This window comes from Shigella sp. FC1567 (genome assembly GCF_001743015.1).
Classification (GTDB): Bacteria; Pseudomonadota; Gammaproteobacteria; order Enterobacterales; family Enterobacteriaceae; genus Escherichia; species Escherichia coli.
Genome location: NZ_MIIV01000455.1, coordinates 1 through 25,089, shown reverse-complemented (window position 1 = coordinate 25,089; position 25,089 = coordinate 1). Strand labels below are relative to the sequence as shown.

Genomic DNA, 25,089 nt, shown 5'->3' with positions numbered 1-25,089 from the left:
ACACTGGAGCGTCTTCTGAGCCTGCTGTCGGCCTTTGAGGTCGTGGTATGGATGACGGATGGCTGGCCGCTGTATGAATCACGCCTGAAGGGAAAGCTGCACGTTATCAGCAAGCGTTACACTCAGCGCATTGAGCGACATAATCTGAATCTGAGACAACATCTGGCAAGGCTGGGACGGAAGTCACTGTCGTTCTCAAAATCGGTGGAGCTGCATGACAAGGTCATCGGGCATTATCTGAACATAAAACACTATCAGTAAGTTGGAGTCATTACCGACGCTTCCTTACCTGTTCCTCGCGCTGGCTTTCCCATTCTTTAAAGCACGTCAGGATCTCGACAGACCATTTGTGATTTTCAAAACGCGTATGTCGGCAATGATTGCGACGGTGGTTGTCGTACTGGTGGTGACATTTGCGAACGTCTTCACCATTATTCCGCCTGTGGTTGAAGCCGGAGACTGGGACAGCACATTGTGGATGATTGGCGGCCCTGTCTTCTTCTCGCTGTTAGCGATGGCGATTTACCAGAACTATTGCAGTCGCATGGCGAATAAACCTGAGTTAGCTCTCGACTGATCATATGAAATCCTGCAACTCATCGTCTCTCCGGCGATGAGTTGTCAGGAAGTAATGCGTATGGATGATACTCTCCAGGGCCGGTGATAACTGAAGATGATGTTAAGCTGCTAAATGAGCCACGTTGACATCATTTGGCAGCTTCATGCATTACAAACTTCCCGCCTGACGACCTTTGCCCGCAGACGTCAGCGTTCTCCCCGTTTGTTTACCGTTGAGGCTTTCCAGACGCATCTGGAAGGGCGGGAATGGCATATCGATACCGTGGGCATGGAAGCCAGCCAGAATCAGCTGGTGGATCTCATGGCGTAGCGGCATACGGTGACCCATCTCAGCGGCATAAATACGCAGCTCGAAAATCTGAATCCCTTGTTGCAGATCCACCAGGAAGACTTCCGGTGCCGGGTTGTCGATCACCAGCGAGCAGCGACGCGCTGCGGTGAGCAGGATTTCCGTCACTTCTTCACTGTTGGCATCAGCAGGGGCCGGAATCGTCAACACTACGCGCGTAACCGAGTCAGAGAGCGACCAGTTGATAAACTGCTCGGTAATAAACGCCTTGTTCGGCACGATTATCTCTTTACGGTCCCAGTCGCTGATGGTGGTGGCGCGGGTGTTAATTTTCGTCACGCTACCGGTGAGATCGCGAATTGTCACCGTATCGCCAATGCGAATCGGTTTTTCGAACAGGATAATCAGACCAGAGATAAAGTTGGCGAAAATTTCCTGCAAACCAAAACCGAGACCAACACCGAGCGCGGCGACCAGCCACTGCAATTTCGACCATTCAATACCAATCATCGAGAAGCCGACCAGCCCGCCAATCAGCATCAGCAGATATTTGGTGATGGTGGTGATGGCGTAGCCTGTACCCGGCGTTAAATCCAGGTGCTGCAAAATCGCCAGTTCCAGCAGCGCGGGCAGGTTGCGCACCAGCTGCGTGGTGATGATAAACACCAGAATGGCAATCAGCACCGCACCGAGGGTAATTGGCTCCAGACTTTCTACGCCTTGTACCGTGGAGGTGACATCCCACAGCGAAATATTTTCGAGGAAGCCGAAAGCGGAATGGATTTCTGACCACAGCACAATGACAGAAAGCAGGGCGATCAACATCAAAATTGAGCGCACCAGCCGCAAGGATTGCGCACTGATGGCATCGAGATCGACTTCGCTTTCATCGACTTCAATTGCTCCTTCCGGGCTACTGTGATGATGCGCTTCCTCTTCGCCACGCGCACGTTGCGCTAACATCTCTGCCCGGCGATGCTTCGCCCGGTCAAACGCCAGCCTGCGGCGCTGGATCAGCATCCAGCGGCGGATAACGTGATAAACCACCAGTAGCAGGAACCAGATGGCAACCGAGGTTTCAAGCCTCGCTAACAGCGCCTGTGCCGTTGCCAGATAACCCACAGCCGACGCCAGAATGGCAACCAACGGCGCGCCAATCATCATGTTCCACAGCATATGGTTGGTAATGTTGTCGCCGCTGCCCTCTTTGTTGAGATACAGTGGGATCCCGGCCTTTTTCAGGCTGAGGGTGACCACCGCCAGCGCACCGCAAATGAGGATAAAGCAAAGCCGTCCCAGCGAACCGGAGAATTCACGGTCGTCGAGGTTATCGAACATCATCAGCGCCATAATCAGCGGCACAATAAGCCCGATGCTCATCAGGTAGTAGCGCATCCCACGGGAAACACGTTCGCGCGGCCAGCCAAAATGAGCGATAAACAAGCCGTTCGGGCGGGCAAAGGTGGCGCAAATCATCACTACCCACAGCAGCGGCACGGTAGCCGTTACACCATCGCCAATCGCGACCGCCAGCGGATAAGGCCACGCCTCGCGCAAGCCGTAACCCAGCGTCATCCACAGCACCGGTAACGGTGACGCGACGAGAATCGACCAGAAAAGAGTGCGCAACGTCAGCCAGAAGTGATCCTGAGTCACTTTGCCAACTTTCGCCGCCGAACGTTCAAGAAAACGGGTGAAATAGCGGCGCGAGTAAATACTGCAACCGACCAGAATCAACGCGCCAAACAGCGGCAAAATTGTCTCTTTGCTCGTCAGCATCATCACACTGGCTTTGCCCAACTGACTGAAGGTGTCCAGCGAAATGAGACGACGCAGATCCTGGGCGATTTCCAGCGGCCAGGCGATGGTCATCGGGCGCACGTCAGAGGTCCAGAACAGATAGCGGTGCGTTGCTTCGTTCACCTCTTTCAGCGCATCCTCCAGTTGCCCGTTGGAGACTTTCAGCTTGGTCAGTTCCAATAGTAGCGTGTCGCCACCCTGCAACAATGAGTTCAGCAACTCACGCTGAGTGCGCAGTTGTGCTTCCAGAATACGGTTTTGCTCGGCGGTCAGCGGCTGACCGTCGGCCTGATGGATTTGCCGTAGCATCGGCTGTTTATTAAGCAGATCCTCATAACGTAACCGTTGCACACGCAACTGCGCCATTTCGGTATCAAGCTGTTGTGGTTTTGGCATTTCTGGCAGCCGTGCCACCTGCGCCCGCAGCGCTTCGCCGAGCAGATTGGACGATCCCAGCCATTGCGACTGTTCACGCAGCGTATTCAACGCCTGCCGGACCTGTAACGTCTGGCTGGCAGCCTGACGCTGTTGCGAGGCAACGAGATCCATCCGCTGCGCCTGTTGATTCAAAGCCGCCGATAGTTCGCGGTTAATTTTGAATTGCGCGACGATATCTTTCGGCAAATCGGCGCTGTTTTCTGCCAGCAATTCGGTACTTTCCAGCGCCCGCTCCGCCTCAAGCTGACGTTGGCTGTTTAATTGATTACGCAAGGCCTGCAAATACGCATCCAGTTGCTGGCTCTCTTTTTCCGCCAGCTCTGAGCGTAAGCGCGCTAATTCCTGGCGGTTATTGGCAGACAGCTGCGCCAGCTCCAGTTCATCAAGAGCGCCTTAAGACGTGCAGAGTCAGACTGCAACGCGAAATTTTGTGCCTGATTGAGCGGAGTATTGCCGGTAAGCGTTCCCAGGCGGCGCTCGATCTCATTTAACTGACGGCGGGCGTCGGTTTGCTGTTGCGGCAGTTGATTCAGCGAATCGGCAATCTCGCGGGTGCGCTCCTGCTCTTGCTGGGCCTGACGGCTTTTATCCAGCAACTGGCTGCTGACCTGGAGAATTTCCTGATTCAGCGCGTCGGTAGACATTCCCGGCGACACGCTGCGCGGCTCGTCACGCATGTTGTTTAATTGTGCGCGCAGAGTAGCGGAGAGTTTCGGATAATTATCGATAACTTGCTGATATTGTTTGATGCGCTCAAGGGAACCTTTTCGTTCCTCAAGCGCATTTAAGGCAGACTGGAGCGCCTCTACGACTTCCGGCTGTGCGGGTTTCGCCGCTTTTGCCTGCTCCAGTTCCTGAGTGATTTGTTTGCTATCGGGGGCCGTCGCGGCGTACGCCCCCCAACTGAGGCACCAGGCCATCAGAAAAGTGATAATCAGGCGCACGTCAGCGTTTCCTTTGATGGATTAGACCTGGTCTTTTTTATCGTCAACCAATGGGCTGGCGTCGTGTTCTGCTTCGATCTCTTCAGCAGGAAGTGGGGCGGGTTCAGCGTCTGGCGTAACAAAGGTTTCGGTAGATACTGCCAGCGGCTGGCCAATTTTCGTGACAGACAGGCTTTCCAGTTGCTCAACCAGATTCACTTTACCCGGTGCAAACAGGTTGATAACGGTGGAACCGAGTTTAAAGCGACCCATTTCCTGGCCTTTCAGCAGTGCCACAGAACCGTCGTTTTCCCCGGCAGGCCAGGTCCAGCGCTTGATGATACCTTCGCGCGGCGGCGTAATGGTGCCCGCCCAGACCGTCTCAATGCTGCCAACAATCGTCGCTCCGACCAGAATCTGCGCCATTGGGCCAAATTCGGTATCGAAAAGGCAAATCACGCGTTCGTTACGGGCAAACAGATTCGGCACGTTCTGAGCGGTGAGATGGTTAACGGAGAAGAGATCGCCCGGCACGTAGATCATCTCACGCAGAATACCGTTGCACGGCATGTGTACGCGATGGTAGTCACGCGGGGAGAGGTAAGTGGTCACAAACGTACCGTTGCGGAACAGGTCCGCCATCAGATAGTTGCCTGCCAGCAGGGCTTCGAGGCTGTAGTTGTGGCCTTTGGCTTGCAGGATTTTATCTTCTTCGATTTTACCCAACTGGCTGATAACGCCATCGGCAGGCATGACCAGTACATTCGGATCGGTATCGATTGGGCGTACTTCGTCACGCAGCGGACGGACAAAGAATTCGTTAAAGGTGCGGTAGCTGGCGGTGTCCGGCTTTTGCGCCTCTTTCATGTCGACCTTGTAGTATTTAACGAACAGATCGATAACCAGTTTTGTCAGCCATCCTGCCCGCTTGCTTGCGCCCCAACCCGCCAGGCGAGTAAGCCATAGTTTCGGCAGAATGTACTGTAGCGAAAGTTTAAATGAATTTAACAAGGTAGCCTCCAGGCCATTGTTTTGTCGTTCCTGATCCGGCCAACATGCCGGATCCTGAAAAAAAGGGGACGATTCTAACGACGGTTAGCTTAATTGTCAGTCATCCGTATCAGAAAAGTTTTTACGCGTTTTTACCTGCGCCATGCTTTCCAGAATACGGTGATAGTTTTCGAAACGGGTTTCCGCGATTTTCCCTTCCTCAACCGCTTCCCGGATAGCGCAGCCCGGATCGGTATCGTGTTTGCAATCGCGATATTTACACAGACCTAAATAGTCATGGAATTCGACAAAGCCCTGAGTGATTTGTTCCGGCTCCAGGTGCCAGAGGCCGAACTCACGCACACCAGGGGAATCAATCACATCACCGCCGTGCGGGAAGTGATACAGCCGAGCGGCGGTCGTGGTGTGCTGACCGAGCCCCGAGTTGTCAGAGACATCGTTGGTCAGGATCTCTTTTTGCAGCCCCAGCAACTCATTCAGCAGGCTGGATTTGCCGACGCCAGACTGCCCGGCAAAAATGCTGATGCGCCCGGTCAACGCCTCTTCCAGCGGTTTTAGCCCATCCTGAGTATGGCTGGAAACCATCAATACGCGATAACCGATATTGCGGTAGATATCCATCTGCTCGTTGACGAACGCCATGCCTTCGTCGTCCAGCAGGTCTATCTTGTTGAGCACAATAATCGGCTCAATCTGCAAGGTTTCGCAGGCCACCAGGTAACGGTCGATAATATTGAGTGACAGCTCCGGCAAAATGGCGGAGACAATGACAATCTGGTCGATGTTGGCGGCAATAGGTTTTACGCCGTCGTAGAAATCCGGACGCGTCAACACCGAGGTACGCTCATGCACCGCTTCCACGATCCCTTTGACATTTACGCCTTCCGCCGCCGGTTTACCCGGACGCCAGACTACACGGTCGCCGGTCACCAGCGAACGGATGGTACGGCGAATATTGCAGCGGTGAACGTCGCCATCGGCGGATTCCACATCAGCGTGCATACCAAAGCGGCTGATGACGATACCTTCATCAGGCTCGCCAAACAGATTGTCGTCGTAGTCGGGCTTCTCCTTAGACGTTTTAAGACGACGCTGGTGATTGGCGTTCACGCGGCGCTGCTGGCCTTTGGAGAGTTTATTTTTACTCAATCGTACAGACTCCTGGTCGCCCCTGATGGGCAAAACATCTATGATACACGCAATTGTGGATCAATATAGTCACTGTGAATGGGTGGAAAATAGCATGAGTGCCAATGAAAACAACCTGATTTGGATCGATCTTGAGATGACTGGTCTGGATCCCGAGCGCGATCGCATTATTGAGATTGCCACGCTGGTGACCGATGCCAACCTGAATATTCTGGCAGAAGGGCCGACCATTGCAGTACATCAGTCCGATGAACAGCTGGCGCTGATGGATGACTGGAACGTGCGCACCCATACCGCCAGCGGGCTGGTAGAGCGCGTGAAAGCGAGCACGATGGGCGATCGGGAAGCTGAACTGGCAACGCTCGAATTCTTAAAACAGTGGGTGCCTGCGGGAAAATCGCCGATTTGCGGTAACAGCATCGGACAGGACCGTCGTTTCCTGTTTAAATACATGCCGGAGCTGGAAGCCTACTTCCACTACCGTTATCTCGATGTCAGCACCCTGAAAGAGCTGGCGCGCCGCTGGAAGCCGGAAATTCTGGATAGTTTTACCAAGCAGGGGACGCATCAGGCGATGGATGATATCCGTGAATCGGTGGCGGAGCTGGCTTACTACCGCGAGCATTTTATCAAGCTGTAAAATTTTTCCTGGTCACGTAAGCGCCGGAATCCACTTGCGGCGGCGTGATTTTGACGCTAAATTGAACGTCTTGCTGATAATTTCAGCACTTGAGATAAAAACGCAAAAAAAACTTTTTTGGGGGGTTGCAGAGGGAAAGATTTCTCGTATAATACGCCTCCCGTAACGACGCAGAAATGCGAAAATTACGAAAGCAAAATTAAGTAGTACGCGGGAATAGCTCAGTTGGTAGAGCACGACCTTGCCAAGGTCGGGGTCGCGAGTTCGAGTCTCGTTTCCCGCTCCAAATTCTTCTCTCAATAAAATATCCACAGCGATGCGTTATTGCTGGTTTTCGTTGTCTCTGACAAACTCTTGTAAACAGAGTTATCCACAGCCTCAGGCTGTAATCTTAATTTCAAAGAAACTTCGCACGGTGAATAGTATTTTTTTAACCTATTGATAGATAAGTTAAAAATTAAGATTCCGTTTTGTCGAGTCGATCACTTGACGATTTTATTCGTCTTGAATTGCAATGCGTTTTTATTTTTATTCACAAGCTGTGGATGAATCAGGCGTCACGCGGTAACCCTTTTTCAATCACCCGAACCAGACGCTGTTTTTTCGGCAATTGCACTTCGACTATGCACGCATTTCGTCTCTCTATTTGCTGCGCAATCGCCCACGCTATGTGCTCATCGAGAAGTGGGTGCTCACCTTTACGACTTTCCAGCGCTGTCAAAATCGTTTCATCCCAAGGGGCATTGCCTAATGCTACGGCGATATTACGCAGCCAACGCAGGTGACCAATTCGACGAATCGCCGATCCTTCCGTGACTTTTAAAAACTTCTCTTCGCTCCAGGCGAATAACTCAATGAGTTCCGGTGCGTGTAGCGGCTTACGCGGGCTGAAATCCTCTTCTGTGGTGAGTTGTGAATAGCGATTCCACGGGCAGATAGGCTGGCAGTCATCGCAACCGTAAATACGGTTTCCCATTAACGGTCGCAACTCTTCCGGGATCGCCCCTTCAAGTTCGATGGTGAGATAAGAGATACAGCGGCGAGCATCGACGGTATATGGCTCGACGATGGCACCGGTCGGGCAAATCGTCATACAGGCCACGCATTTACCGCATCCTTCCTCGACTGGTTGATCCACGGGCAGCGGAATATCGACCAGCAATTCGCCTAAAAAGAAGAACGAACCGGCCTCGCGATTGAGGATAAGTGAGTGCTTACCTGTCCAGCCGAGCCCAGCTTTTTCAGCTAACGGGCGCTCGAGAATAGGCGCAGAATCGACAAACGGTCTAAAATTCAGCGAAACACAATGTTGCTGAATCATCTCGCCCAGCTTTTTGAGTCGGTTGCGCAGAAGTTTGTGATAGTCACGGCCCAGCGCATAACGGCTAACATAGCCGAGTTTGGGGTTTTTCAGCGTGCTGGCAAATGCGGCGTTAGCAGGAAGGTAATTCATCCGCACGCTGATCACGCGCAGCGTACCGGGCAATAACTCATGAGGGCGAGCGCGCAGCATACCGTGACGTGCCATCCAGTCCATTTCGCCGTGGTATTGTTTGTCCAGCCATGCTTGCAGTTTGGGCTCGGACTCGCTGAGATCGGTATCGGTAATACCTACCTGCTGAAAGCCCAGTTCCAGCCCCCACTGTTTAATTTTTTGCGCTAACTGATTGAGATCGAGGGGCTCTGACATGACGGACCATACAATGAAGAAAAACCCCGTAAGTATACCACACACCGTCTGGTACGCCGACGATATCCGCCGCGGAGAACGCGAGGCGGCAGATGTGCTGGGGCTCACACTCTATGAGCTGATGCTTCGCGCTGGCGAGGCCGCATTCCAGGTGTGTCGTTCGGCGTATCCTGACGCCCGCCACTGGCTGGTGCTGTGCGGTCATGGTAATAACGGCGGCGATGGCTACGTGGTCGCGCGACTGGCCAAAGCGGTCGGCATTGAGGTCACGTTGTTTGCCCAGGAGAGCGACAAACCGTTGCCGGAAGAGGCCGCGCTGGCACGCGAAGCATGGTTAAACGCGGGTGGCGAGATCCATGCTTCGAATATTGTCTGGCCCGAATCGGTAGATCTGATTGTTGATGCGCTGCTCGGTACCGGTTTGCGGCAAGCGCCCCGCGAATCCATTAGCCAGTTAATCGACCACGCTAATTCCCATCCTGCGCCGATTGTGGCGGTTGATATCCCTTCCGGCCTGCTGGCTGAAACTGGCGCTACGCCAGGCGCGGTGATCAACGCCGATCACACCATCACTTTTATTGCGCTGAAACCAGGCTTGCTCACTGGAAAAGCGCGGGATGTTACCGGACAACTGCATTTTGACTCACTGGGGCTGGATAGTTGGCTGGCAGGTCAGGAGACGAAAATTCAGCGGTTTTCAGCAGAACAACTTTCTCACTGGCTAAAACCGCGTCGCCCGACTTCGCATAAAGGCGATCACGGGCGGCTGGTAATTATCGGTGGCGATCACGGCACGGCGGGGGCTATTCGTATGACGGGGGAAGCGGCGCTGCGTGCTGGTGCTGGTTTAGTCCGAGTACTGACCCGCAGTGAAAACATTGCGCCGCTGCTGACTGCACGACCGGAATTGATGGTGCATGAACTGACGATGGACTCTCTTACCGAAAGCCTGGAATGGGCCGATGTGGTGGTGATTGGTCCCGGTCTGGGCCAGCAAGAGTGGGGGAAAAAAGCACTGCAAAAAGTTGAGAATTTTCGCAAACCGATGTTGTGGGATGCCGATGCATTGAACCTGCTGGCAATCAATCCCGATAAGCGTCACAATCGCGTGATCACGCCGCATCCTGGCGAGGCCGCACGGTTGTTAGGCTGTTCCGTCGCTGAAATTGAAAGTGACCGCTTACATTGCGCCAAACGTCTGGTACAACGTTATGGCGGCGTAGCGGTGCTGAAAGGTGCCGGAACCGTGGTCGCCGCCCATCCTGACGCTTTAGGCATTATTGATGCCGGAAATGCAGGCATGGCGAGCGGCGGCATGGGCGATGTGCTCTCTGGTATTATTGGCGCATTGCTTGGGCAAAAACTGTCGCCGTATGATGCCGCCTGTGCGGGCTGTGTCGCGCACGGTGCGGCAGCTGACGTACTGGCGGCGCGTTTTGGAACGCGCGGGATGCTGGCAACCGATCTCTTTTCCACGCTACAGCGTATTGTTAACCCGGAAGTGACTGATAAAAACCATGATGAATCGAGTAATTCCGCTCCCTGATGAGCAGGCAACATTAGACCTGGGCGAGCGGGTAGCGAAAGCCTGCGATGGCGCAACCGTAATCTATCTGTATGGCGATTTAGGCGCAGGTAAGACCACCTTTAGCCGGGGCTTTTTACAAGCTCTGGGTCATCAGGGTAATGTCAAAAGCCCCACTTATACGCTGGTCGAACCCTATACGCTCGACAATTTAATGGTTTATCACTTTGATTTGTACCGCCTTGCCGATCCCGAGGAGCTGGAGTTTATGGGGATCCGCGATTATTTTGCCAACGATGCCATCTGCCTGGTGGAGTGGCCACAACAAGGTACAGGTGTTCTTCCTGACCCGGATGTCGAAATACACATTGATTATCAGGCACAAGGCCGTGAGGCGCGCGTGAGTGCGGTTTCCTCTGCGGGTGAATTGTTGCTGGCGCGTTTAGCCGGTTAACCTTTGAAAGGTGGCGGGATGATGTATCGCATCAGAAATTGGTTGGTAGCGACGCTGCTGCTGCTGTGCACGCCGGTGGGTGCCGCGACGCTCTCTGATATTCAGGTTTCTAACGGTAATCAACAGGCGCGGATAACGTTGAGTTTTATTGGCGATCCTGATTATGCGTTTAGCCATCAAAGCAAACGCACCGTGGCGCTCGATATCAAACAAACGGGCGTGATTCAGGGACTGCCGTTGTTGTTCAGCGGCAATAATCTGGTGAAGGCGATTCGCTCTGGAACGCCTAAAGATGCACAAACGCTACGGCTGGTGGTCGATCTTACCGAAAATGGTAAAACCGAAGCGGTGAAGCGGCAGAATGGCAGCAATTACACTGTCGTCTTTACGATTAACGCCGATGTGCCGCCACCGCCTCCTCCGCCGCCCGTGGTTGCGAAACGCGTTGAAACGCCTGCGGTTGTCGCACCGCGCGTCAGCGAACCGGCGCGCAATCCGTTTAAAACGGAAAGTAACCGCACTACGGGTGTTATCAGCAGTAATACGGTAACGCGTCCGGCAGCGCGCGCGACGGCTAACACTGGCGATAAAATTATCATCGCTATTGATGCCGGACACGGCGGTCAGGACCCTGGCGCTATCGGCCCCGGTGGTACGCGGGAGAAAAATGTCACCATCGCCATCGCGCGTAAATTGCGTACTTTGCTCAATGACGATCCGATGTTTAAAGGCGTTTTAACCCGTGACGGGGATTACTTTATTTCGGTGATGGGGCGCAGCGATGTGGCACGTAAGCAAAACGCTAATTTCCTCGTGTCGATTCACGCTGATGCCGCACCGAACCGCAGTGCGACTGGCGCTTCCGTATGGGTGCTCTCTAACCGTCGCGCCAACAGCGAAATGGCCAGCTGGCTGGAGCAGCACGAGAAACATTCGGAGCTGCTGGGTGGGGCGGGCGATGTGCTGGCGAACAGTCAGTCTGATCCCTATTTAAGCCAGGCGGTGCTGGATTTACAGTTCGGTCATTCCCAGCGGGTAGGGTATGATGTAGCGACCAGTATGATCAGTCAGTTGCAACGCATTGGCGAAATACATAAACGCCGACCAGAACACGCGAGTCTCGGCGTTCTGCGTTCGCCGGATATCCCGTCAGTACTGGTCGAAACCGGTTTTATCAGCAACAACAGCGAAGAACGTTTGCTGGCGAGCGACGATTACCAACAACAGCTGGCAGAAGCCATTTACAAAGGCCTGCGCAATTATTTCCTTGCGCATCCGATGCAATCTGCGCCGCAGGGTGCAACGGCACAAACGGCCAGTACGGTGACGACGCCAGATCGCACGCTGCCAAACTAAGGACGATTGATGCCAATTCAGGTCTTACCGCCACAACTGGCGAACCAGATTGCCGCAGGTGAGGTGGTCGAGCGACCTGCGTCGGTAGTCAAAGAACTGGTGGAAAACAGCCTCGATGCAGGTGCGACGCGTATCGATATTGATATCGAACGCGGTGGGGCGAAACTTATCCGCATTCGTGATAACGGCTGCGGTATCAAAAAAGATGAGCTGGCGCTGGCGCTGGCTCGTCATGCCACCAGTAAAATCGCCTCTCTGGACGATCTCGAAGCCATTATCAGCCTGGGCTTTCGCGGTGAGGCGCTGGCGAGTATCAGTTCGGTTTCCCGCCTGACGCTCACTTCACGCACCGCAGAACAGCAGGAAGCCTGGCAGGCCTATGCCGAAGGGCGCGATATGAACGTGACGGTAAAACCGGCGGCGCATCCTGTGGGGACGACGCTGGAGGTGCTGGATCTGTTCTACAACACCCCGGCGCGGCGCAAATTCCTGCGCACCGAGAAAACCGAATTTAACCACATTGATGAGATCATCCGCCGCATTGCGCTGGCGCGTTTCGACGTCACGATCAACCTGTCGCATAACGGTAAAATTGTGCGTCAGTACCGCGCAGTGCCGGAAGGCGGGCAAAAAGAACGGCGCTTAGGCGCGATTTGCGGCACCGCTTTTCTTGAACAAGCGCTGGCGATTGAATGGCAACACGGCGATCTCACGCTACGCGGCTGGGTGGCCGATCCAAATCACACCACGCCCGCACTGGCAGAAATTCAGTATTGCTACGTGAACGGTCGCATGATGCGCGATCGCCTGATCAATCACGCGATCCGCCAGGCCTGCGAAGACAAACTGGGGGCCGATCAGCAACCGGCATTTGTGCTGTATCTGGAGATCGATCCGCATCAGGTGGACGTCAACGTGCACCCCGCCAAACACGAAGTGCGTTTCCATCAGTCGCGTCTGGTGCATGATTTTATCTATCAGGGCGTGCTGAGCGTGCTACAACAGCAACTGGAAACGCCGCTACCGCTGGACGATGAACCCCAACCTGCACCGCGTTCCATTCCGGAAAACCGCGTGGCGGCGGGGCGCAATCACTTTGCAGAACCGGCAGCTCGTGAGCCGGTAGCTCCGCGCTACACTCCTGCGCCAGCATCAGGCAGTCGTCCGGCTGCCCCTTGGCCGAATGCGCAGCCAGGCTACCAGAAACAGCAAGGTGAAGTGTATCGCCAGCTTTTGCAAACGCCCGCGCCGATGCAAAAATTAAAAGCGCCGGAACCGCAGGAACCTGCACTTGCGGCGAACAGTCAGAGTTTTGGTCGGGTACTGACTATCGTCCATTCCGACTGTGCGTTGCTGGAGCGCGACGGCAACATTTCACTTTTAGCCTTGCCAGTGGCAGAACGTTGGCTGCGTCAGGTACAACTGACCCCGGGTGAAGCGCCAGTTTGCGCTCAGCCGCTGCTTATTCCGTTGCGGCTAAAAGTTTCTGGCGAAGAAAAATCGGCATTAGAAAAAGCGCAGTCTGCCCTGGCGGAATTGGGTATTGATTTCCAGTCAGATGCACAGCATGTGACCATCAGGGCCGTGCCTTTACCCTTACGCCAACAAAATTTACAAATCTTGATTCCTGAACTGATAGGCTACCTGGCGAAGCAGTCCGTATTCGAACCTGGCAATATTGCGCAGTGGATTGCACGAAATCTGATGAGCGAACATGCGCAGTGGTCAATGGCACAGGCCATAACCCTGCTGGCGGACGTGGAACGGTTATGTCCGCAACTTGTGAAAACGCCGCCGGGTGGTCTGTTACAATCTGTTGATTTACATCCGGCGATAAAAGCCCTGAAAGATGAGTGATATCAGTAAGGCGAGCCTGCCTAAGGCGATTTTTTTGATGGGGCCGACGGCCTCCGGTAAAACGGCGTTAGCCATTGAGCTGCGTAAAATTTTACCAGTAGAGTTGATAAGCGTTGATTCTGCCCTTATTTACAAAGGGATGGATATCGGGACGGCGAAGCGAACGCTGAAGAGTTACTCGCCGCGCCGCACCGATTGCTGGATATTCGCGATCCGTCGCAGGCTTACTCGGCTGCTGATTTTCGCCGCGATGCGCTGGCGGAAATGGCCGATATCACCGCGGCGGGGCGGATCCCACTGTTAGTGGGCGGTACGATGTTGTATTTCAAGGCATTGCTGGAAGGGTTGTCGCCGCTACCGTCGGCAGACCCGGAAGTGCGGGCCAGAATTGAGCAACAGGCGGCAGAGCAAGGTTGGGAGTCATTGCATCGTCAACTTCAGGAGGTAGATCCGGTTGCGGCAGCAAGGATTCATCCAAATGATCCACAAAGGCTTTCCCGGGCACTGGAAGTTTTTTTCATTTCGGGTAAAACTTTAACGGAACTGACGCAAACGTCAGGAGACGCTCTACCGTATCAGGTGCATCAGTTCGCCATCGCCCCGGCGAGCCGTGAACTGCTCCATCAACGCATTGAGCAGCGTTTTCATCAGATGTTGGCTTCAGGTTTTGAAGCAGAAGTCCGGGCGCTTTTTGCCCGAGGAGATTTGCATACGGACTTGCCTTCCATTCGTTGCGTGGGTTATCGCCAGATGTGGTCTTACCTTGAAGGCGAAATCTCATACGATGAAATGGTTTATCGAGGTGTTTGCGCCACGAGACAGTTGGCGAAGCGGCAGATAACCTGGCTGCGTGGTTGGGAAGGGGTTCACTGGCTTGACAGTGAAAAACCAGAACAGGCGCGTGACGAAGTATTACAGGTTGTTGGTGCTATCGCAGGCTGAATGTGTACAATTGAGACGTATCGTGCGCAATTTTTTCAGAATCGAAAGGTTCAAAGTACAAATAAGCATATAAGGAAAAGAGAGAATGGCTAAGGGGCAATCTTTACAAGATCCGTTCCTGAACGCACTGCGTCGGGAACGTGTTCCAGTTTCTATTTATTTGGTGAATGGTATTAAGCTGCAAGGGCAAATCGAGTCTTTTGATCAGTTCGTGATCCTGTTGAAAAACACGGTCAGCCAGATGGTTTACAAGCACGCGATTTCTACTGTTGTCCCGTCTCGTCCGGTTTCTCATCACAGTAACAACGCCGGTGGCGGTACCAGCAGTAACTACCATCATGGTAGCAGCGCGCAGAATACTTCCGCGCAACAGGACAGCGAAGAAACCGAATAAGGTTTCGGGCTGTTTTTTTTACACGGGGAGCCAGCGATCCTGCGTTCCCCGCTGATCTATTTAGAGGGTTATACGCTTGTTTGACCGTTATGATGCTGGTGAGCAGGCGGTACTGGTACACATCTATTTTACGAAAGACAAAGATATGGAAGACCTCCAGGAGTTTGAATCTCTGGTTTCTTCCGCCGGTGTCGAAGCATTGCAGGTGATTACCGGTAGCCGTAAAGCGCCGCACCCAAAGTATTTTGTAGGTGAAGGTAAAGCAGTTGAAATTGCGGAAGCTGTCAAAGCGACGGGTGCTTCGGTCGTTCTTTTTGACCATGCCCTGAGCCCGGCGCAAGAGCGTAACCTGGAGCGTTTGTGCGAGTGTCGTGTCATCGACCGCACCGGCCTTATTTTAGATATTTTCGCCCAACGTGCGCGTACCCATGAGGGTAAGTTGCAGGTTGAGCTGGCGCAGCTGCGCCATCTGGCTACGCGCCTGGTGCGTGGCTGGACCCACCTTGAAAGACAGAAAGGCGGGATAGGTTTGCGTGGTCCGGGTGAAACCCAGCTCGAAACCGACCGTCGTTTGTTGCGTAATCGCATCGTGCAGATACAGTCGCGCCTGGAAAGAGTTGAAAAGCAGCGTGAGCAGGGGCGGCAATCGCGTATCAAAGCCGACGTTCCTACTGTTTCGCTGGTGGGATATACCAACGCCGGTAAATCTACCCTTTTCAATCGCATCACCGAAGCGCGGGTCTACGCGGCAGACCAGTTGTTTGCCACCCTCGACCCGACGTTGCGGCGTATTGACGTCGCGGATGTCGGTGAAACCGTACTTGCAGATACCGTAGGGTTTATTCGCCATCTGCCGCACGATCTGGTGGCGGCATTTAAAGCCACGTTACAAGAGACGCGGCAAGCCACATTACTGCTGCACGTCATTGATGCGGCGGATGTGCGTGTACAAGAAAACATCGAAGCGGTGAATACGGTTCTTGAAGAGATCGACGCTCACGAGATCCCAACCCTGCTGGTGATGAACAAGATCGATATGCTGGAAGATTTCGAACCGCGTATTGATCGGGACGAAGAGAACAAACCGATCCGTGTCTGGCTTTCCGCACAGACCGGAGCGGGGATACCACAGCTTTTTCAGGCTTTGACGGAGCGGCTTTCCGGCGAGGTGGCGCAGCATACATTGCGTCTGCCACCGCAGGAAGGGCGTCTGAGAAGTCGTTTTTATCAGCTTCAGGCAATAGAAAAAGAGTGGATGGAGGAGGACGGCAGCGTAAGTCTGCAAGTTCGTATGCCGATCGTTGACTGGCGTCGCCTCTGTAAACAAGAACCGGCGTTGATCGATTACCTGATCTAACGGCGTAGCGTCTGAAGCGTGGAGTCATATCCTCTGGCGTCGAAAGACAACAGGGATCACCGCATAACAAATATGGAGCACAAACATGGCGTGGAATCAGCCCGGTAATAACGGACAAGACCGCGACCCGTGGGGAAGCAGCAAACCTGGCGGCAACTCTGAGGGAAATGGAAACAAAGGCGGTCGCGATCAAGGGCCACCTGATTTAGATGATATCTTCCGCAAACTGAGCAAAAAGCTCGGTGGTCTGGGCGGCGGTAAAGGCACCGGATCTGGCGGTGGCAGTTCATCGCAAGGCCCGCGCCCGCAGCTTGGCGGTCGTGTCGTTACCATCGCAGCGGCAGCGATTGTCATTATCTGGGCGGCCAGTGGTTTCTATACCATTAAAGAAGCCGAACGCGGCGTGGTAACACGCTTTGGTAAATTCAGCCATCTGGTTGAGCCGGGTCTGAACTGGAAACCGACGTTTATCGACGAAGTCAAACCGGTAAACGTGGAAGCCGTGCGTGAACTGGCCGCTTCCGGTGTGATGCTGACGTCGGACGAGAACGTAGTGCGCGTTGAGATGAACGTGCAGTACCGCGTTACCTATCCGGAAAAATATCTGTATAGCGTGACCAGCCCGGATGACAGCCTGCGTCAGGCTACCGACAGCGCCCTGCGCGGGGTTATCGGTAAATACACCATGGACCGCATTCTGACGGAAGGTCGTACCGTGATTCGTAGCGATACCCAGCGCGAACTGGAAGAGACGATTCGTCCGTATGACATGGGCATCACTCTGCTGGACGTCAACTTCCAGGCTGCTCGTCCGCCGGAAGAAGTAAAAGCGGCGTTTGACGATGCGATTGCCGCGCGTGAAAACGAACAGCAATACATTCGTGAAGCAGAAGCGTATACCAACGAAGTTCAGCCGCGTGCGAACGGTCAGGCGCAACGTATCCTCGAAGAGGCGCGTGCGTACAAGGCCCAGACCATCCTGGAAGCTCAGGGTGAAGTGGCGCGCTTTGCTAAACTTCTGCCGGAATATAAAGCCGCGCCGGAAATTACTCGCGAGCGTCTGTATATCGAGACGATGGAAAAAGTGTTGGGTAACACCCGCAAAGTGCTGGTTAACGATAAAGGTGGCAACCTGATGGTTCTGCCGTTAGACCAGATGCTGAAAGGTGGTAACGCCCCTGCGGCGAAGAGCGATAACGGTGCCAGCAATCTGCTGCGTTTGCCGCCAGCCTCTTCCTCCACAACCAGTGGAGCAAGCAACACGTCGTCCACCAGTCAGGGCGATATTATGGACCAACGCCGCGCCAACGCGCAGCGTAACGACTACCAGCGTCAGGGGGAATAACGATGCGTAAGTCAGTTATCGCGATTATCATCATCGTGCTGGTAGTGCTTTACATGTCTGTCTTTGTCGTCAAAGAAGGTGAGCGCGGTATTACGCTGCGTTTTGGTAAGGTACTGCGTGACGATGACAACAAACCTCTGGTTTATGAGCCGGGTCTGCATTTCAAGATACCGTTCATTGAAACGGTGAAAATGCTCGACGCACGTATTCAGACCATGGACAACCAGGCCGACCGCTTTGTGACCAAAGAGAAGAAAGACCTGATCGTCGACTCTTACATCAAATGGCGCATCAGCGATTTCAGCCGTTACTACCTGGCAACGGGTGGTGGCGACATTTCGCAAGCGGAAGTGCTGTTGAAACGTAAGTTCTCTGACCGTCTGCGTTCTGAAATTGGTCGCCTGGACGTGAAAGATATCGTCACTGATTCCCGTGGTCGTCTGACCCTCGAAGTACGTGACGCGCTGAACTCCGGTTCTGCGGGTACAGAAGATGAAGTTACTACCCCGGCAGCAGATAACGCCATTGCCGAAGCGGCAGAGCGCGTAACGGCTGAGACGAAGGGCAAAGTTCCGGTCATCAACCCGAACAGTATGGCGGCGCTGGGTATTGAAGTTGTCGATGTGCGTATCAAGCAGATCAACCTGCCGACCGAAGTGTCTGAAGCGATCTACAACCGTATGCGCGCCGAGCGTGAAGCGGTAGCGCGTCGTCACCGTTCACAAGGTCAGGAAGAAGCGGAAAAACTGCGCGCGACTGCCGACTATGAAGTGACCAGAACGCTGGCAGAAGCTGAGCGTCAGGGCCGCATCATGCGTGGTGAAGGCGATGCCGAAGCAGCCAAACTGTTTGCTGATGCATTCAGTAAAGATCCGGACTTCTACGCATTCATCCGTAGCCTGCGTGCTTATGAGAACAGCTTCTCTGGCAATCAGGACGTGATGGTCATGAGCCCGGATAGCGATTTCTTCCGCTACATGAAGACGCCGACTTCCGCAACGCGTTAATATAACGACTGCGGTACAGGTCAATAAAGCCACCGCATCCTCAGGGATGTCGGTGGTTTTCTTTTTCTATAAGGATAATGAATGAATTCGACAATCTGGCTGGCGCTTGCCCTGGTTTTGGTACTGGAAGGTTTAGGGCCGATGCTTTACCCGAAGGCATGGAAGAAGATGATCTCTGCGATGACCAATTTGCCCGATAATATTTTACGTCGTTTTGGCGGTGGACTTGTGGTTGCGGGCGTTGTGGTCTACTACATGTTGAGGAAAACGATTGGCTGAACAAAAAACAGACTGATCGAGGTCATTTTTGAGTGCAAAAAGTGCTGTAACTCTGAAAAAGCGATGGTAGAATCCATTTTTAAGCAAACGGTGATTTTGAAAAATGGGTAACAACGTCGTCGTACTGGGCACCCAATGGGGTGACGAAGGTAAAGGTAAGATCGTCGATCTTCTGACTGAACGGGCTAAATATGTTGTACGCTACCAGGGCGGTCACAACGCAGGCCATACTCTCGTAATCAACGGTGAAAAAACCGTTCTCCATCTTATTCCATCAGGTATTCTCCGCGAGAATGTAACCAGCATCATCGGTAACGGTGTTGTGCTGTCTCCGGCCGCGCTGATGAAAGAGATGAAAGAACTGGAAGACCGTGGCATCCCCGTTCGTGAGCGTCTGCTGCTGTCTGAAGCATGTCCGCTGATCCTTGATTATCACGTTGCGCTGGATAACGCGCGTGAGAAAGCGCGTGGCGCGAAAGCGATCGGCACCACCGGTCGTGGTATCGGGCCTGCTTATGAAGATAAAGTGGCACGTCGCGGTCTGCGTGTTGGCGACCTTTTCGACAAAGAAACCTTCGCTGAAAAACTGAAAGAAGTGATGGAATATCACAACTTCCAGTTGGTTAACTACTACAAAGCTGAAGCGGTTGATTACCAGAAAGTTCTGGATGATACGATGGCTGTTGCCGACATCCTGACTTCTATGGTGGTTGACGTTTCTGACCTGCTCGACCAGGCGCGTCAGCGTGGCGATTTCGTCATGTTTGAAGGTGCGCAGGGTACGCTGCTGGATATCGACCACGGTACTTATCCGTACGTAACTTCTTCCAACACCACTGCTGGTGGCGTGGCGACCGGTTCCGGCCTGGGCCCGCGTTATGTTGATTACGTTCTGGGTATCCTCAAAGCTTACTCCACTCGTGTGGGTGCAGGTCCTTTCCCGACCGAACTGTTTGATGAAACTGGCGAGTTCCTCTGCAAGCAGGGTAACGAATTCGGCGCAACGACGGGTCGTCGTCGTCGTACCGGCTGGCTGGACACCGTTGCCGTTCGTCGTGCGGTACAGCTGAACTCCCTGTCTGGCTTCTGCCTGACTAAACTGGACGTTCTGGATGGCCTGAAAGAGGTTAAACTCTGCGTGGCTTACCGTATGCCGGATGGTCGCGAAGTGACTACCACTCCGCTGGCAGCTGACGACTGGAAAGGTGTAGAGCCGATTTACGAAACCATGCCGGGCTGGTCTGAATCCACTTTCGGCGTGAAAGATCGTAGCGGGCTGCCGCAGGCGGCGCTGAACTACATCAAGCGTATTGAAGAGCTGACCGGTGTGCCGATCGATATCATCTCTACCGGTCCGGATCGTACTGAAACTATGATTCTGCGCGACCCGTTCGACGCGTAATTCTGGTACGCCTGGCAGATATTTTGCCTGCCGGGCTAACAGTGTGATACATTGCTGTGTCGGTTAAGCCATTACGCTATCCGACACAGTGTTAAATCCTCGCTTTTTTCCTTCCCCGAACTGAAATAAATTAGCGACACAGCTTGTGGCTGGTTTATCATCAATATAAATGTATTTTTTCCCGATTTCCCTTTTGAGGTTGATGTGCAGTTAACGAGTTTCACTGATTACGGATTACGTGCGCTGATCTACATGGCGTCATTGCCAGAAGGGCGGATGACCAGTATTTCTGAAGTGACTGACGTCTACGGCGTCTCCCGTAATCATATGGTCAAAATAATCAATCAACTTAGTCGTGCCGGCTACGTGACTGCTGTTCGTGGAAAAAATGGCGGCATTCGCCTGGGTAAACCGGCGAGTGCGATACGTATTGGTGATGTGGTGCGCGAGCTGGAGCCCTTATCGCTGGTGAATTGCAGCAGTGAGTTTTGCCACATTACACCTGCCTGTCGGTTGAAACAGGCGCTTTCTAAGGCCGTGCAAAGTTTTCTTACGGAACTGGATAACTACACGCTTGCCGATTTGGTTGAAGAGAATCAACCGCTTTATAAATTATTGCTGGTGGAGTGACGAAAATCTTCATCAGAGATGACAACGGAGGAACCGAGATGTCACAAGATCCTTTCCAGGAACGCGAAGCTGAAAAATACGCGAATCCCATCCCTAGTCGGGAATTTATCCTCGAACATTTAACCAAACGTGAAAAACCGGCCAGCCGTGATGAGCTGGCGGTAGAACTGCACATTGAAGGCGAAGAGCAGCTTGAAGGCCTGCGTCGCCGCCTGCGCGCGATGGAGCGCGATGGTCAACTGGTCTTCACTCGTCGTCAGTGCTATGCGCTGCCGGAACGCCTCGACCTGGTGAAAGGTACCGTTATTGGCCACCGTGATGGCTACGGCTTTCTGCGGGTTGAAGGGCGTAAAGATGATTTGTATCTCTCCAGCGAGCAGATGAAAACCTGCATTCATGGCGATCAGGTGCTGGCTCAGCCGCTGGGTGCTGACCGTAAAGGTCGTCGTGAAGCGCGTATTGTCCGCGTACTGGTGCCAAAAACCAGCCAGATTGTTGGTCGCTACTTTACCGAAGCGGGCGTCGGCTTTGTGGTTCCTGACGATAGCCGTCTGAGCTTCGATATCTTAATCCCGCCCGATCAGATCATGGGCGCGCGGATGGGCTTTGTGGTGGTTGTTGAACTGACCCAACGCCCGACTCGCCGTACCAAAGCGGTGGGTAAAATCGTCGAAGTGCTGGGCGACAATATGGGCACCGGCATGGCGGTTGATATCGCTTTGCGTACCCATGAAATTCCGTACATCTGGCCGCAGGCTGTTGAGCAACAGGTTGCCGGGCTGAAAGAAGAAGTGCCGGAAGAAGCAAAAGCGGGCCGTGTCGATTTGCGCGATTTACCGCTGGTCACCATTGATGGCGAAGACGCCCGTGACTTTGACGATGCGGTTTACTGCGAGAAAAAACGCGGCGGCGGCTGGCGTTTATGGGTCGCGATTGCCGACGTCAGCTACTATGTGCGTCCGCCAACGCCGCTGGATAGAGAAGCGCGTAATCGTGGTACGTCGGTGTACTTCCCTTCGCAGGTTATCCCTATGCTGCCGGAAGTGCTCTCTAACGGTCTGTGCTCGCTCAATCCGCAGGTAGACCGCCTGTGTATGGTGTGCGAGATGACGGTTTCGTCGAAAGGCCGCCTGACGGGCTACAAATTCTACGAAGCGGTGATGAGCTCTCACGCGCGTCTGACCTACACCAAAGTCTGGCATATTCTGCAGGGCGATCAGGATCTGCGCGAGCAGTACGCTCCGCTGGTTAAGCATCTCGAAGAGTTGCATAACCTCTATAAAGTGCTGGATAAAGCCCGTGAAGAACGTGGCGGGATCTCATTTGAGAGCGAAGAAGCGAAGTTTATTTTCAACGCTGAATGCCGTATTGAGCGTATCGAACAGACTCAGCGTAACGACGCACACAAGTTAATTGAAGAGTGCATGATTCTGGCGAATATCTCGGCGGCGCGTTTCGTTGAGAAAGCCAAAGAACCAGCATTGTTCCGTATTCACGACAAGCCGAGCACCGAAGCGATTACCTCTTTCCGTTCAGTACTGGCGGAGCTGGGGCTGGAACTGCCGGGCGGTAACAAGCCGGAACCGCGTGACTACGCGGAGCTGCTGGAGTCGGTTGCCGATCGTCCTGATGCAGAAATGCTGCAAACCATGCTGCTGCGCTCGATGAAACAGGCGATTTACGATCCAGAAAACCGTGGTCACTTTGGCCTGGCATTGCAGTCCTATGCGCACTTTACTTCGCCGATTCGTCGTTATCCAGACCTGACGCTGCACCGCGCCATTAAATATCTGCTGGCGAAAGAGCAGGGGCATCAGGGCAACACCACTGAAACCGGCGGCTACCATTATTCGATGGAAGAAATGCTGCAACTGGGTCAGCACTGTTCGATGGCGGAACGTCGTGCCGACGAAGCAACGCGCGATGTGGCTGACTGGCTGAAGTGTGACTTCATGCTCGACCAGGTAGGTAACGTCTTTAAAGGCGTAATTTCCAGCGTCACTGGCTTTGGATTCTTTGTCCGTCTGGACGACTTATTCATTGATGGTCTGGTCCATGTCTCTTCGCTGGACAATGACTACTATCGCTTTGACCAGGTAGGGCAACGGCTGATGGGTGAATCCAGCGGCCAGACTTATCGTCTGGGCGATCGCGTGGAAGTTCGCGTCGAAGCGGTTAATATGGACGAGCGCAAAATCGACTTTAGCCTGATCTCCAGCGAACGCGCACCGCGCAACGTCGGTAAAACGGCGCGCGAGAAAGCGAAAAAAGGCGATGCAGGTAAAAAAGGCGGCAAGCGTCGTCTGGTCGGTAAAAAGGTAAACTTTGAGCCAGACAGCGCCTTCCGCGGTGAGAAAAAAACGAAGCCGAAAGCAGCGAAGAAAGACGCGAGAAAAGCGAAAAAGCCATCGGCGAAAACGCAGAAAATAGCTGCAGCGACCAAAGCGAAGCGTGCGGCGAAGAAAAAAGTGGCAGAGTGATCATTACCCTCTTCAAACAGAAGAGGGTTAGATTGCTGACAAAATGCGCTTTGTTCATGCCGGATGCGGCGTGAACGCCTTATCCGGCCTACATAATCACGCAAATTCAATATATTGCAGAGATCATGTAGGCCGGATAAACGTAGTGCATCAGGCAAAACGTAAACAACGAGTACATTAATGAGCGAAATGATTTACGGCATCCACGCAGTGCAGGCCCTGCTGGAGCGCGCCCCTGAACGTTTTCAGGAAGTCTTTATTTTAAAAGGCCGTGAAGATAAACGTCTGTTACCGCTGATTCACGCCCTCGAAGCCCAGGGCGTGGTTATCCAGCTGGCAAACCGCCAATATCTCGACGAGAAAAGCGACGGTGCCGTGCATCAGGGCATTATCGCCCGCGTGAAGCCAGGACGTCAGTACCAGGAAAATGATTTGCCGGATCTGATCGCTTCGCTCGATCAGCCGTTCCTGCTGATCCTTGACGGTGTAACCGATCCGCATAACCTCGGCGCGTGCCTGCGTAGCGCAGATGCCGCTGGTGTTCATGCGGTGATTGTGCCGAAAGATCGCTCCGCCCAGCTCAACGCCACGGCGAAAAAAGTGGCCTGTGGCGCGGCAGAAAGCGTTCCGCTGATTCGGGTGACTAACCTGGTGCGTACCATGCGTATGTTGCAGGAAGAGAATATCTGGATCGTCGGTACGGCAGGTGAGGCGGATCATACACTCTATCAGAGCAAAATGACCGGACGCCTGGCGCTGGTGATGGGCGCGGAAGGTGAAGGTATGCGTCGCCTGACCCGTGAACATTGCGATGAGTTGATCAGCATCCCAATGGCAGGAAGTGTTTCTTCTCTGAACGTTTCGGTTGCAACCGGAATTTGCTTATTTGAAGCGGTGCGTCAGCGCAGCTAGTTCCTCTGAATTATGAAAAGCCATCCAGATTTGGATGGTTTTTTTTTGTCTATAGCTGGTAAGATAATTACGTACTGCAAATATTCATTTTATTAATATTTAAACTAAATCTATATGGAATAATATATGACATGGAATCTGTTGGCGCTGGCGACGGCGCTGCAAACTGTACCTGAACAAAATATTGATGTAACAAATAGCGAGAACGCATTAATTATTAAAATGAATGATTATGGCGATTTGCAAATCAATATTCTTTTTACTTCCCGCCAAATGATTATCGAAACCTTTATTTGTCCGGTAAGTAGTATCAGCAATCCAGATGAATTTAATACCTTCTTATTAAGAAATCAGGGTAATGACTCCAACTTACTGATAGTGTTTTATGTTCAGATAATGCCCGATGACCTTGTCATGCAGCTCCACCGATTTTGAGAACGACAGTGACTTCCGTCCCAGCCTTGCCAGATGTTGTCTCAGATTCAGATTATGTCGCTCAATGCGCTGAGTGTAACGCTTGCTGATAACGTTCAGCTTTCCCTTCAGGCGTGATTCATACAGCGGCCAGCCATCCGTCATCCATACCACGACCTCAAAGGCCGACAGCAGGCTCAGAAGACGCTCCAGTGT

Annotated in this window: 20 protein-coding genes, 1 tRNA gene and 4 pseudogenes; 20 read left to right on the top strand and 5 right to left on the bottom strand. The window is 53.3% G+C overall.

Annotation, left to right across the window (positions count from 1 at the left end):
* Together BHE85_RS20035 and BHE85_RS20030 are read left to right on the top strand one after the other, a co-directional pair.
* Window positions 1-261: IS1 family transposase (locus BHE85_RS20035; RefSeq protein WP_000317683.1), on the top strand; the 261-nt coding region annotated here is incomplete at its 5' end.
* 16 nt (window positions 262-277) lie between these two features.
* Window positions 278-577 (top strand): annotated as a pseudogene (locus BHE85_RS20030) (glutamate/gamma-aminobutyrate family transporter YjeM); the annotation flags it as partial.
* Window positions 578-727: 150 nt separating this feature from the next.
* Here the strand turns inward: BHE85_RS20030 and mscM are convergent.
* The 3 genes and pseudogenes from mscM to rsgA all read right to left on the bottom strand — a co-directional run bounded on the left by mscM (window position 728) and on the right by rsgA (window position 6,189).
* A pseudogene (mscM, locus tag BHE85_RS20025) lies at window positions 728-4,050 on the bottom strand (miniconductance mechanosensitive channel MscM).
* Window positions 4,051-4,071: 21 nt separating this feature from the next.
* A complete protein-coding gene (gene asd, locus BHE85_RS20020; protein ID WP_000934920.1) occupies window positions 4,072-5,040 on the bottom strand; it encodes an archaetidylserine decarboxylase in 969 nt (322 codons plus the stop codon).
* A 96-nt stretch (window positions 5,041-5,136) separates the two neighbouring features.
* Window positions 5,137-6,189, bottom strand: coding sequence for a small ribosomal subunit biogenesis GTPase RsgA (gene rsgA, locus BHE85_RS20015; RefSeq protein ID WP_000041971.1), 1,053 nt, complete (start codon window positions 6,187-6,189; stop codon window positions 5,137-5,139).
* 94 nt (window positions 6,190-6,283) lie between these two features.
* Here rsgA and orn point away from each other — a divergent pair, with 94 nt between their 5' ends.
* The 3 genes from orn to BHE85_RS20000 all read left to right on the top strand — a co-directional run bounded on the left by orn (window position 6,284) and on the right by BHE85_RS20000 (window position 7,397).
* The gene (orn, locus tag BHE85_RS20010) at window positions 6,284-6,829 is read left to right on the top strand and encodes an oligoribonuclease (RefSeq protein ID WP_001275619.1); all 546 of its coding nucleotides are present in this window, start codon (window positions 6,284-6,286) and stop codon (window positions 6,827-6,829) included.
* Window positions 6,830-7,039: 210 nt separating this feature from the next.
* Window positions 7,040-7,115: transfer RNA gene (locus tag BHE85_RS20005), tRNA-Gly, on the top strand.
* Between the two features lie 228 nt (window positions 7,116-7,343).
* Window positions 7,344-7,397 carry a hypothetical protein gene (locus tag BHE85_RS20000; RefSeq protein ID WP_010723271.1) on the top strand — a complete coding sequence of 18 codons (54 nt, stop codon included), beginning with the start codon at window positions 7,344-7,346 and terminating at the stop codon, window positions 7,395-7,397.
* Here BHE85_RS20000 and queG read toward each other — a convergent pair.
* Window positions 7,380-8,519, bottom strand: a complete 1,140-nt coding sequence (gene queG, locus BHE85_RS19995; RefSeq protein ID WP_001294223.1) for a tRNA epoxyqueuosine(34) reductase QueG — start codon at window positions 8,517-8,519, stop codon at window positions 7,380-7,382. The genes BHE85_RS20000 and queG overlap by 18 nt on opposite strands.
* Between queG and nnr the strand changes: the two genes are divergently transcribed.
* From nnr to BHE85_RS19920, 15 genes and pseudogenes are all read left to right on the top strand, one after another.
* The gene (gene nnr, locus BHE85_RS19990) at window positions 8,518-10,065 is read left to right on the top strand and encodes a bifunctional ADP-dependent NAD(P)H-hydrate dehydratase/NAD(P)H-hydrate epimerase (RefSeq protein WP_011379352.1); all 1,548 of its coding nucleotides are present in this window, start codon (window positions 8,518-8,520) and stop codon (window positions 10,063-10,065) included. The genes queG and nnr overlap by 2 nt on opposite strands.
* The gene (tsaE, locus tag BHE85_RS19985) at window positions 10,037-10,498 is read left to right on the top strand and encodes a tRNA (adenosine(37)-N6)-threonylcarbamoyltransferase complex ATPase subunit type 1 TsaE (protein WP_000981977.1); all 462 of its coding nucleotides are present in this window, start codon (window positions 10,037-10,039) and stop codon (window positions 10,496-10,498) included. The genes nnr and tsaE overlap by 29 nt, the downstream gene beginning before the upstream one ends.
* Before the next feature lie 18 nt (window positions 10,499-10,516).
* A complete protein-coding gene (amiB, locus tag BHE85_RS19980; RefSeq protein ID WP_000990330.1) occupies window positions 10,517-11,854 on the top strand; it encodes an N-acetylmuramoyl-L-alanine amidase AmiB in 1,338 nt (445 codons plus the stop codon).
* 9 nt (window positions 11,855-11,863) lie between these two features.
* Window positions 11,864-13,711: a DNA mismatch repair endonuclease MutL gene (gene mutL / locus BHE85_RS19975; RefSeq protein ID WP_001122503.1), complete on the top strand. Its 1,848-nt coding sequence runs from the start codon at window positions 11,864-11,866 to the stop codon at window positions 13,709-13,711.
* Window positions 13,704-14,653: pseudogene (gene miaA, locus BHE85_RS19970) on the top strand (tRNA (adenosine(37)-N6)-dimethylallyltransferase MiaA). The gene mutL and the pseudogene miaA overlap by 8 nt, the downstream one beginning before the upstream one ends.
* 85 nt (window positions 14,654-14,738) lie before the next feature.
* On the top strand, window positions 14,739-15,047 hold the full coding sequence (gene hfq, locus BHE85_RS19965) for an RNA chaperone Hfq (RefSeq protein ID WP_001051883.1): 309 nt from the start codon (window positions 14,739-14,741) through the stop codon (window positions 15,045-15,047).
* A gap of 76 nt (window positions 15,048-15,123) precedes the next feature.
* Complete coding sequence (gene hflX, locus BHE85_RS19960; protein WP_000460348.1) at window positions 15,124-16,404, top strand: ribosome rescue GTPase HflX; 1,281 nt, start codon at window positions 15,124-15,126, stop codon at window positions 16,402-16,404.
* Window positions 16,405-16,489: 85 nt separating this feature from the next.
* Complete coding sequence (gene hflK / locus BHE85_RS19955) at window positions 16,490-17,749, top strand: FtsH protease activity modulator HflK (RefSeq protein WP_000312495.1); 1,260 nt, start codon at window positions 16,490-16,492, stop codon at window positions 17,747-17,749.
* Window positions 17,750-17,751: 2 nt separating this feature from the next.
* Window positions 17,752-18,756, top strand: coding sequence for a protease modulator HflC (gene hflC / locus BHE85_RS19950; protein ID WP_001232412.1), 1,005 nt, complete (start codon window positions 17,752-17,754; stop codon window positions 18,754-18,756).
* Between the two features lie 81 nt (window positions 18,757-18,837).
* Window positions 18,838-19,035, top strand: a complete 198-nt coding sequence (locus tag BHE85_RS19945; RefSeq protein ID WP_001089295.1) for a DUF2065 domain-containing protein — start codon at window positions 18,838-18,840, stop codon at window positions 19,033-19,035.
* Between the two features lie 103 nt (window positions 19,036-19,138).
* Window positions 19,139-20,437 carry an adenylosuccinate synthase gene (gene purA / locus BHE85_RS19940; RefSeq protein ID WP_000527955.1) on the top strand — a complete coding sequence of 433 codons (1,299 nt, stop codon included), beginning with the start codon at window positions 19,139-19,141 and terminating at the stop codon, window positions 20,435-20,437.
* A 204-nt stretch (window positions 20,438-20,641) separates the two neighbouring features.
* Window positions 20,642-21,067 carry a nitric oxide-sensing transcriptional repressor NsrR gene (nsrR, locus tag BHE85_RS19935; RefSeq protein ID WP_001177639.1) on the top strand — a complete coding sequence of 142 codons (426 nt, stop codon included), beginning with the start codon at window positions 20,642-20,644 and terminating at the stop codon, window positions 21,065-21,067.
* Between the two features lie 38 nt (window positions 21,068-21,105).
* Window positions 21,106-23,547 (top strand): ribonuclease R, encoded by a 2,442-nt coding sequence (gene rnr / locus BHE85_RS19930; protein ID WP_000076296.1) that lies wholly within the window; start codon window positions 21,106-21,108, stop codon window positions 23,545-23,547.
* Window positions 23,548-23,727: 180 nt separating this feature from the next.
* Entirely contained in the window at window positions 23,728-24,459 is a 732-nt protein-coding gene (rlmB, locus tag BHE85_RS19925; RefSeq protein WP_001293267.1) for a 23S rRNA (guanosine(2251)-2'-O)-methyltransferase RlmB, read from the top strand.
* Window positions 24,460-24,585: 126 nt separating this feature from the next.
* Window positions 24,586-24,813 (top strand): annotated as a pseudogene (locus tag BHE85_RS19920) (DUF2170 family protein); the annotation flags it as partial.
* A gap of 15 nt (window positions 24,814-24,828) precedes the next feature.
* Here the strand turns inward: BHE85_RS19920 and BHE85_RS19915 are convergent.
* On the bottom strand, window positions 24,829-25,089 hold a 261-nt coding region (locus tag BHE85_RS19915; protein ID WP_216080688.1), incomplete at its 5' end, for an IS1 family transposase.

Coding starts and splice junctions, on each gene's coding strand:
- rnr (WP_000076296.1), top strand. CDS start 21,106: ATGTCACAAGATCCTTTCCAGGAACGCGAAGCTGAAAAATACGCGAAT.
- amiB (WP_000990330.1), top strand. CDS start 10,517: ATGATGTATCGCATCAGAAATTGGTTGGTAGCGACGCTGCTGCTGCTG.
- rlmB (WP_001293267.1), top strand. CDS start 23,728: ATGAGCGAAATGATTTACGGCATCCACGCAGTGCAGGCCCTGCTGGAG.
- tsaE (WP_000981977.1), top strand. CDS start 10,037: ATGATGAATCGAGTAATTCCGCTCCCTGATGAGCAGGCAACATTAGAC.
- hflK (WP_000312495.1), top strand. CDS start 16,490: ATGGCGTGGAATCAGCCCGGTAATAACGGACAAGACCGCGACCCGTGG.
- purA (WP_000527955.1), top strand. CDS start 19,139: ATGGGTAACAACGTCGTCGTACTGGGCACCCAATGGGGTGACGAAGGT.
- hfq (WP_001051883.1), top strand. CDS start 14,739: ATGGCTAAGGGGCAATCTTTACAAGATCCGTTCCTGAACGCACTGCGT.
- queG (WP_001294223.1), bottom strand. CDS start 8,519: ATGTCAGAGCCCCTCGATCTCAATCAGTTAGCGCAAAAAATTAAACAG.
- mutL (WP_001122503.1), top strand. CDS start 11,864: ATGCCAATTCAGGTCTTACCGCCACAACTGGCGAACCAGATTGCCGCA.
- orn (WP_001275619.1), top strand. CDS start 6,284: ATGAGTGCCAATGAAAACAACCTGATTTGGATCGATCTTGAGATGACT.
- nnr (WP_011379352.1), top strand. CDS start 8,518: ATGACGGACCATACAATGAAGAAAAACCCCGTAAGTATACCACACACC.
- hflC (WP_001232412.1), top strand. CDS start 17,752: ATGCGTAAGTCAGTTATCGCGATTATCATCATCGTGCTGGTAGTGCTT.
- BHE85_RS19945 (WP_001089295.1), top strand. CDS start 18,838: ATGAATTCGACAATCTGGCTGGCGCTTGCCCTGGTTTTGGTACTGGAA.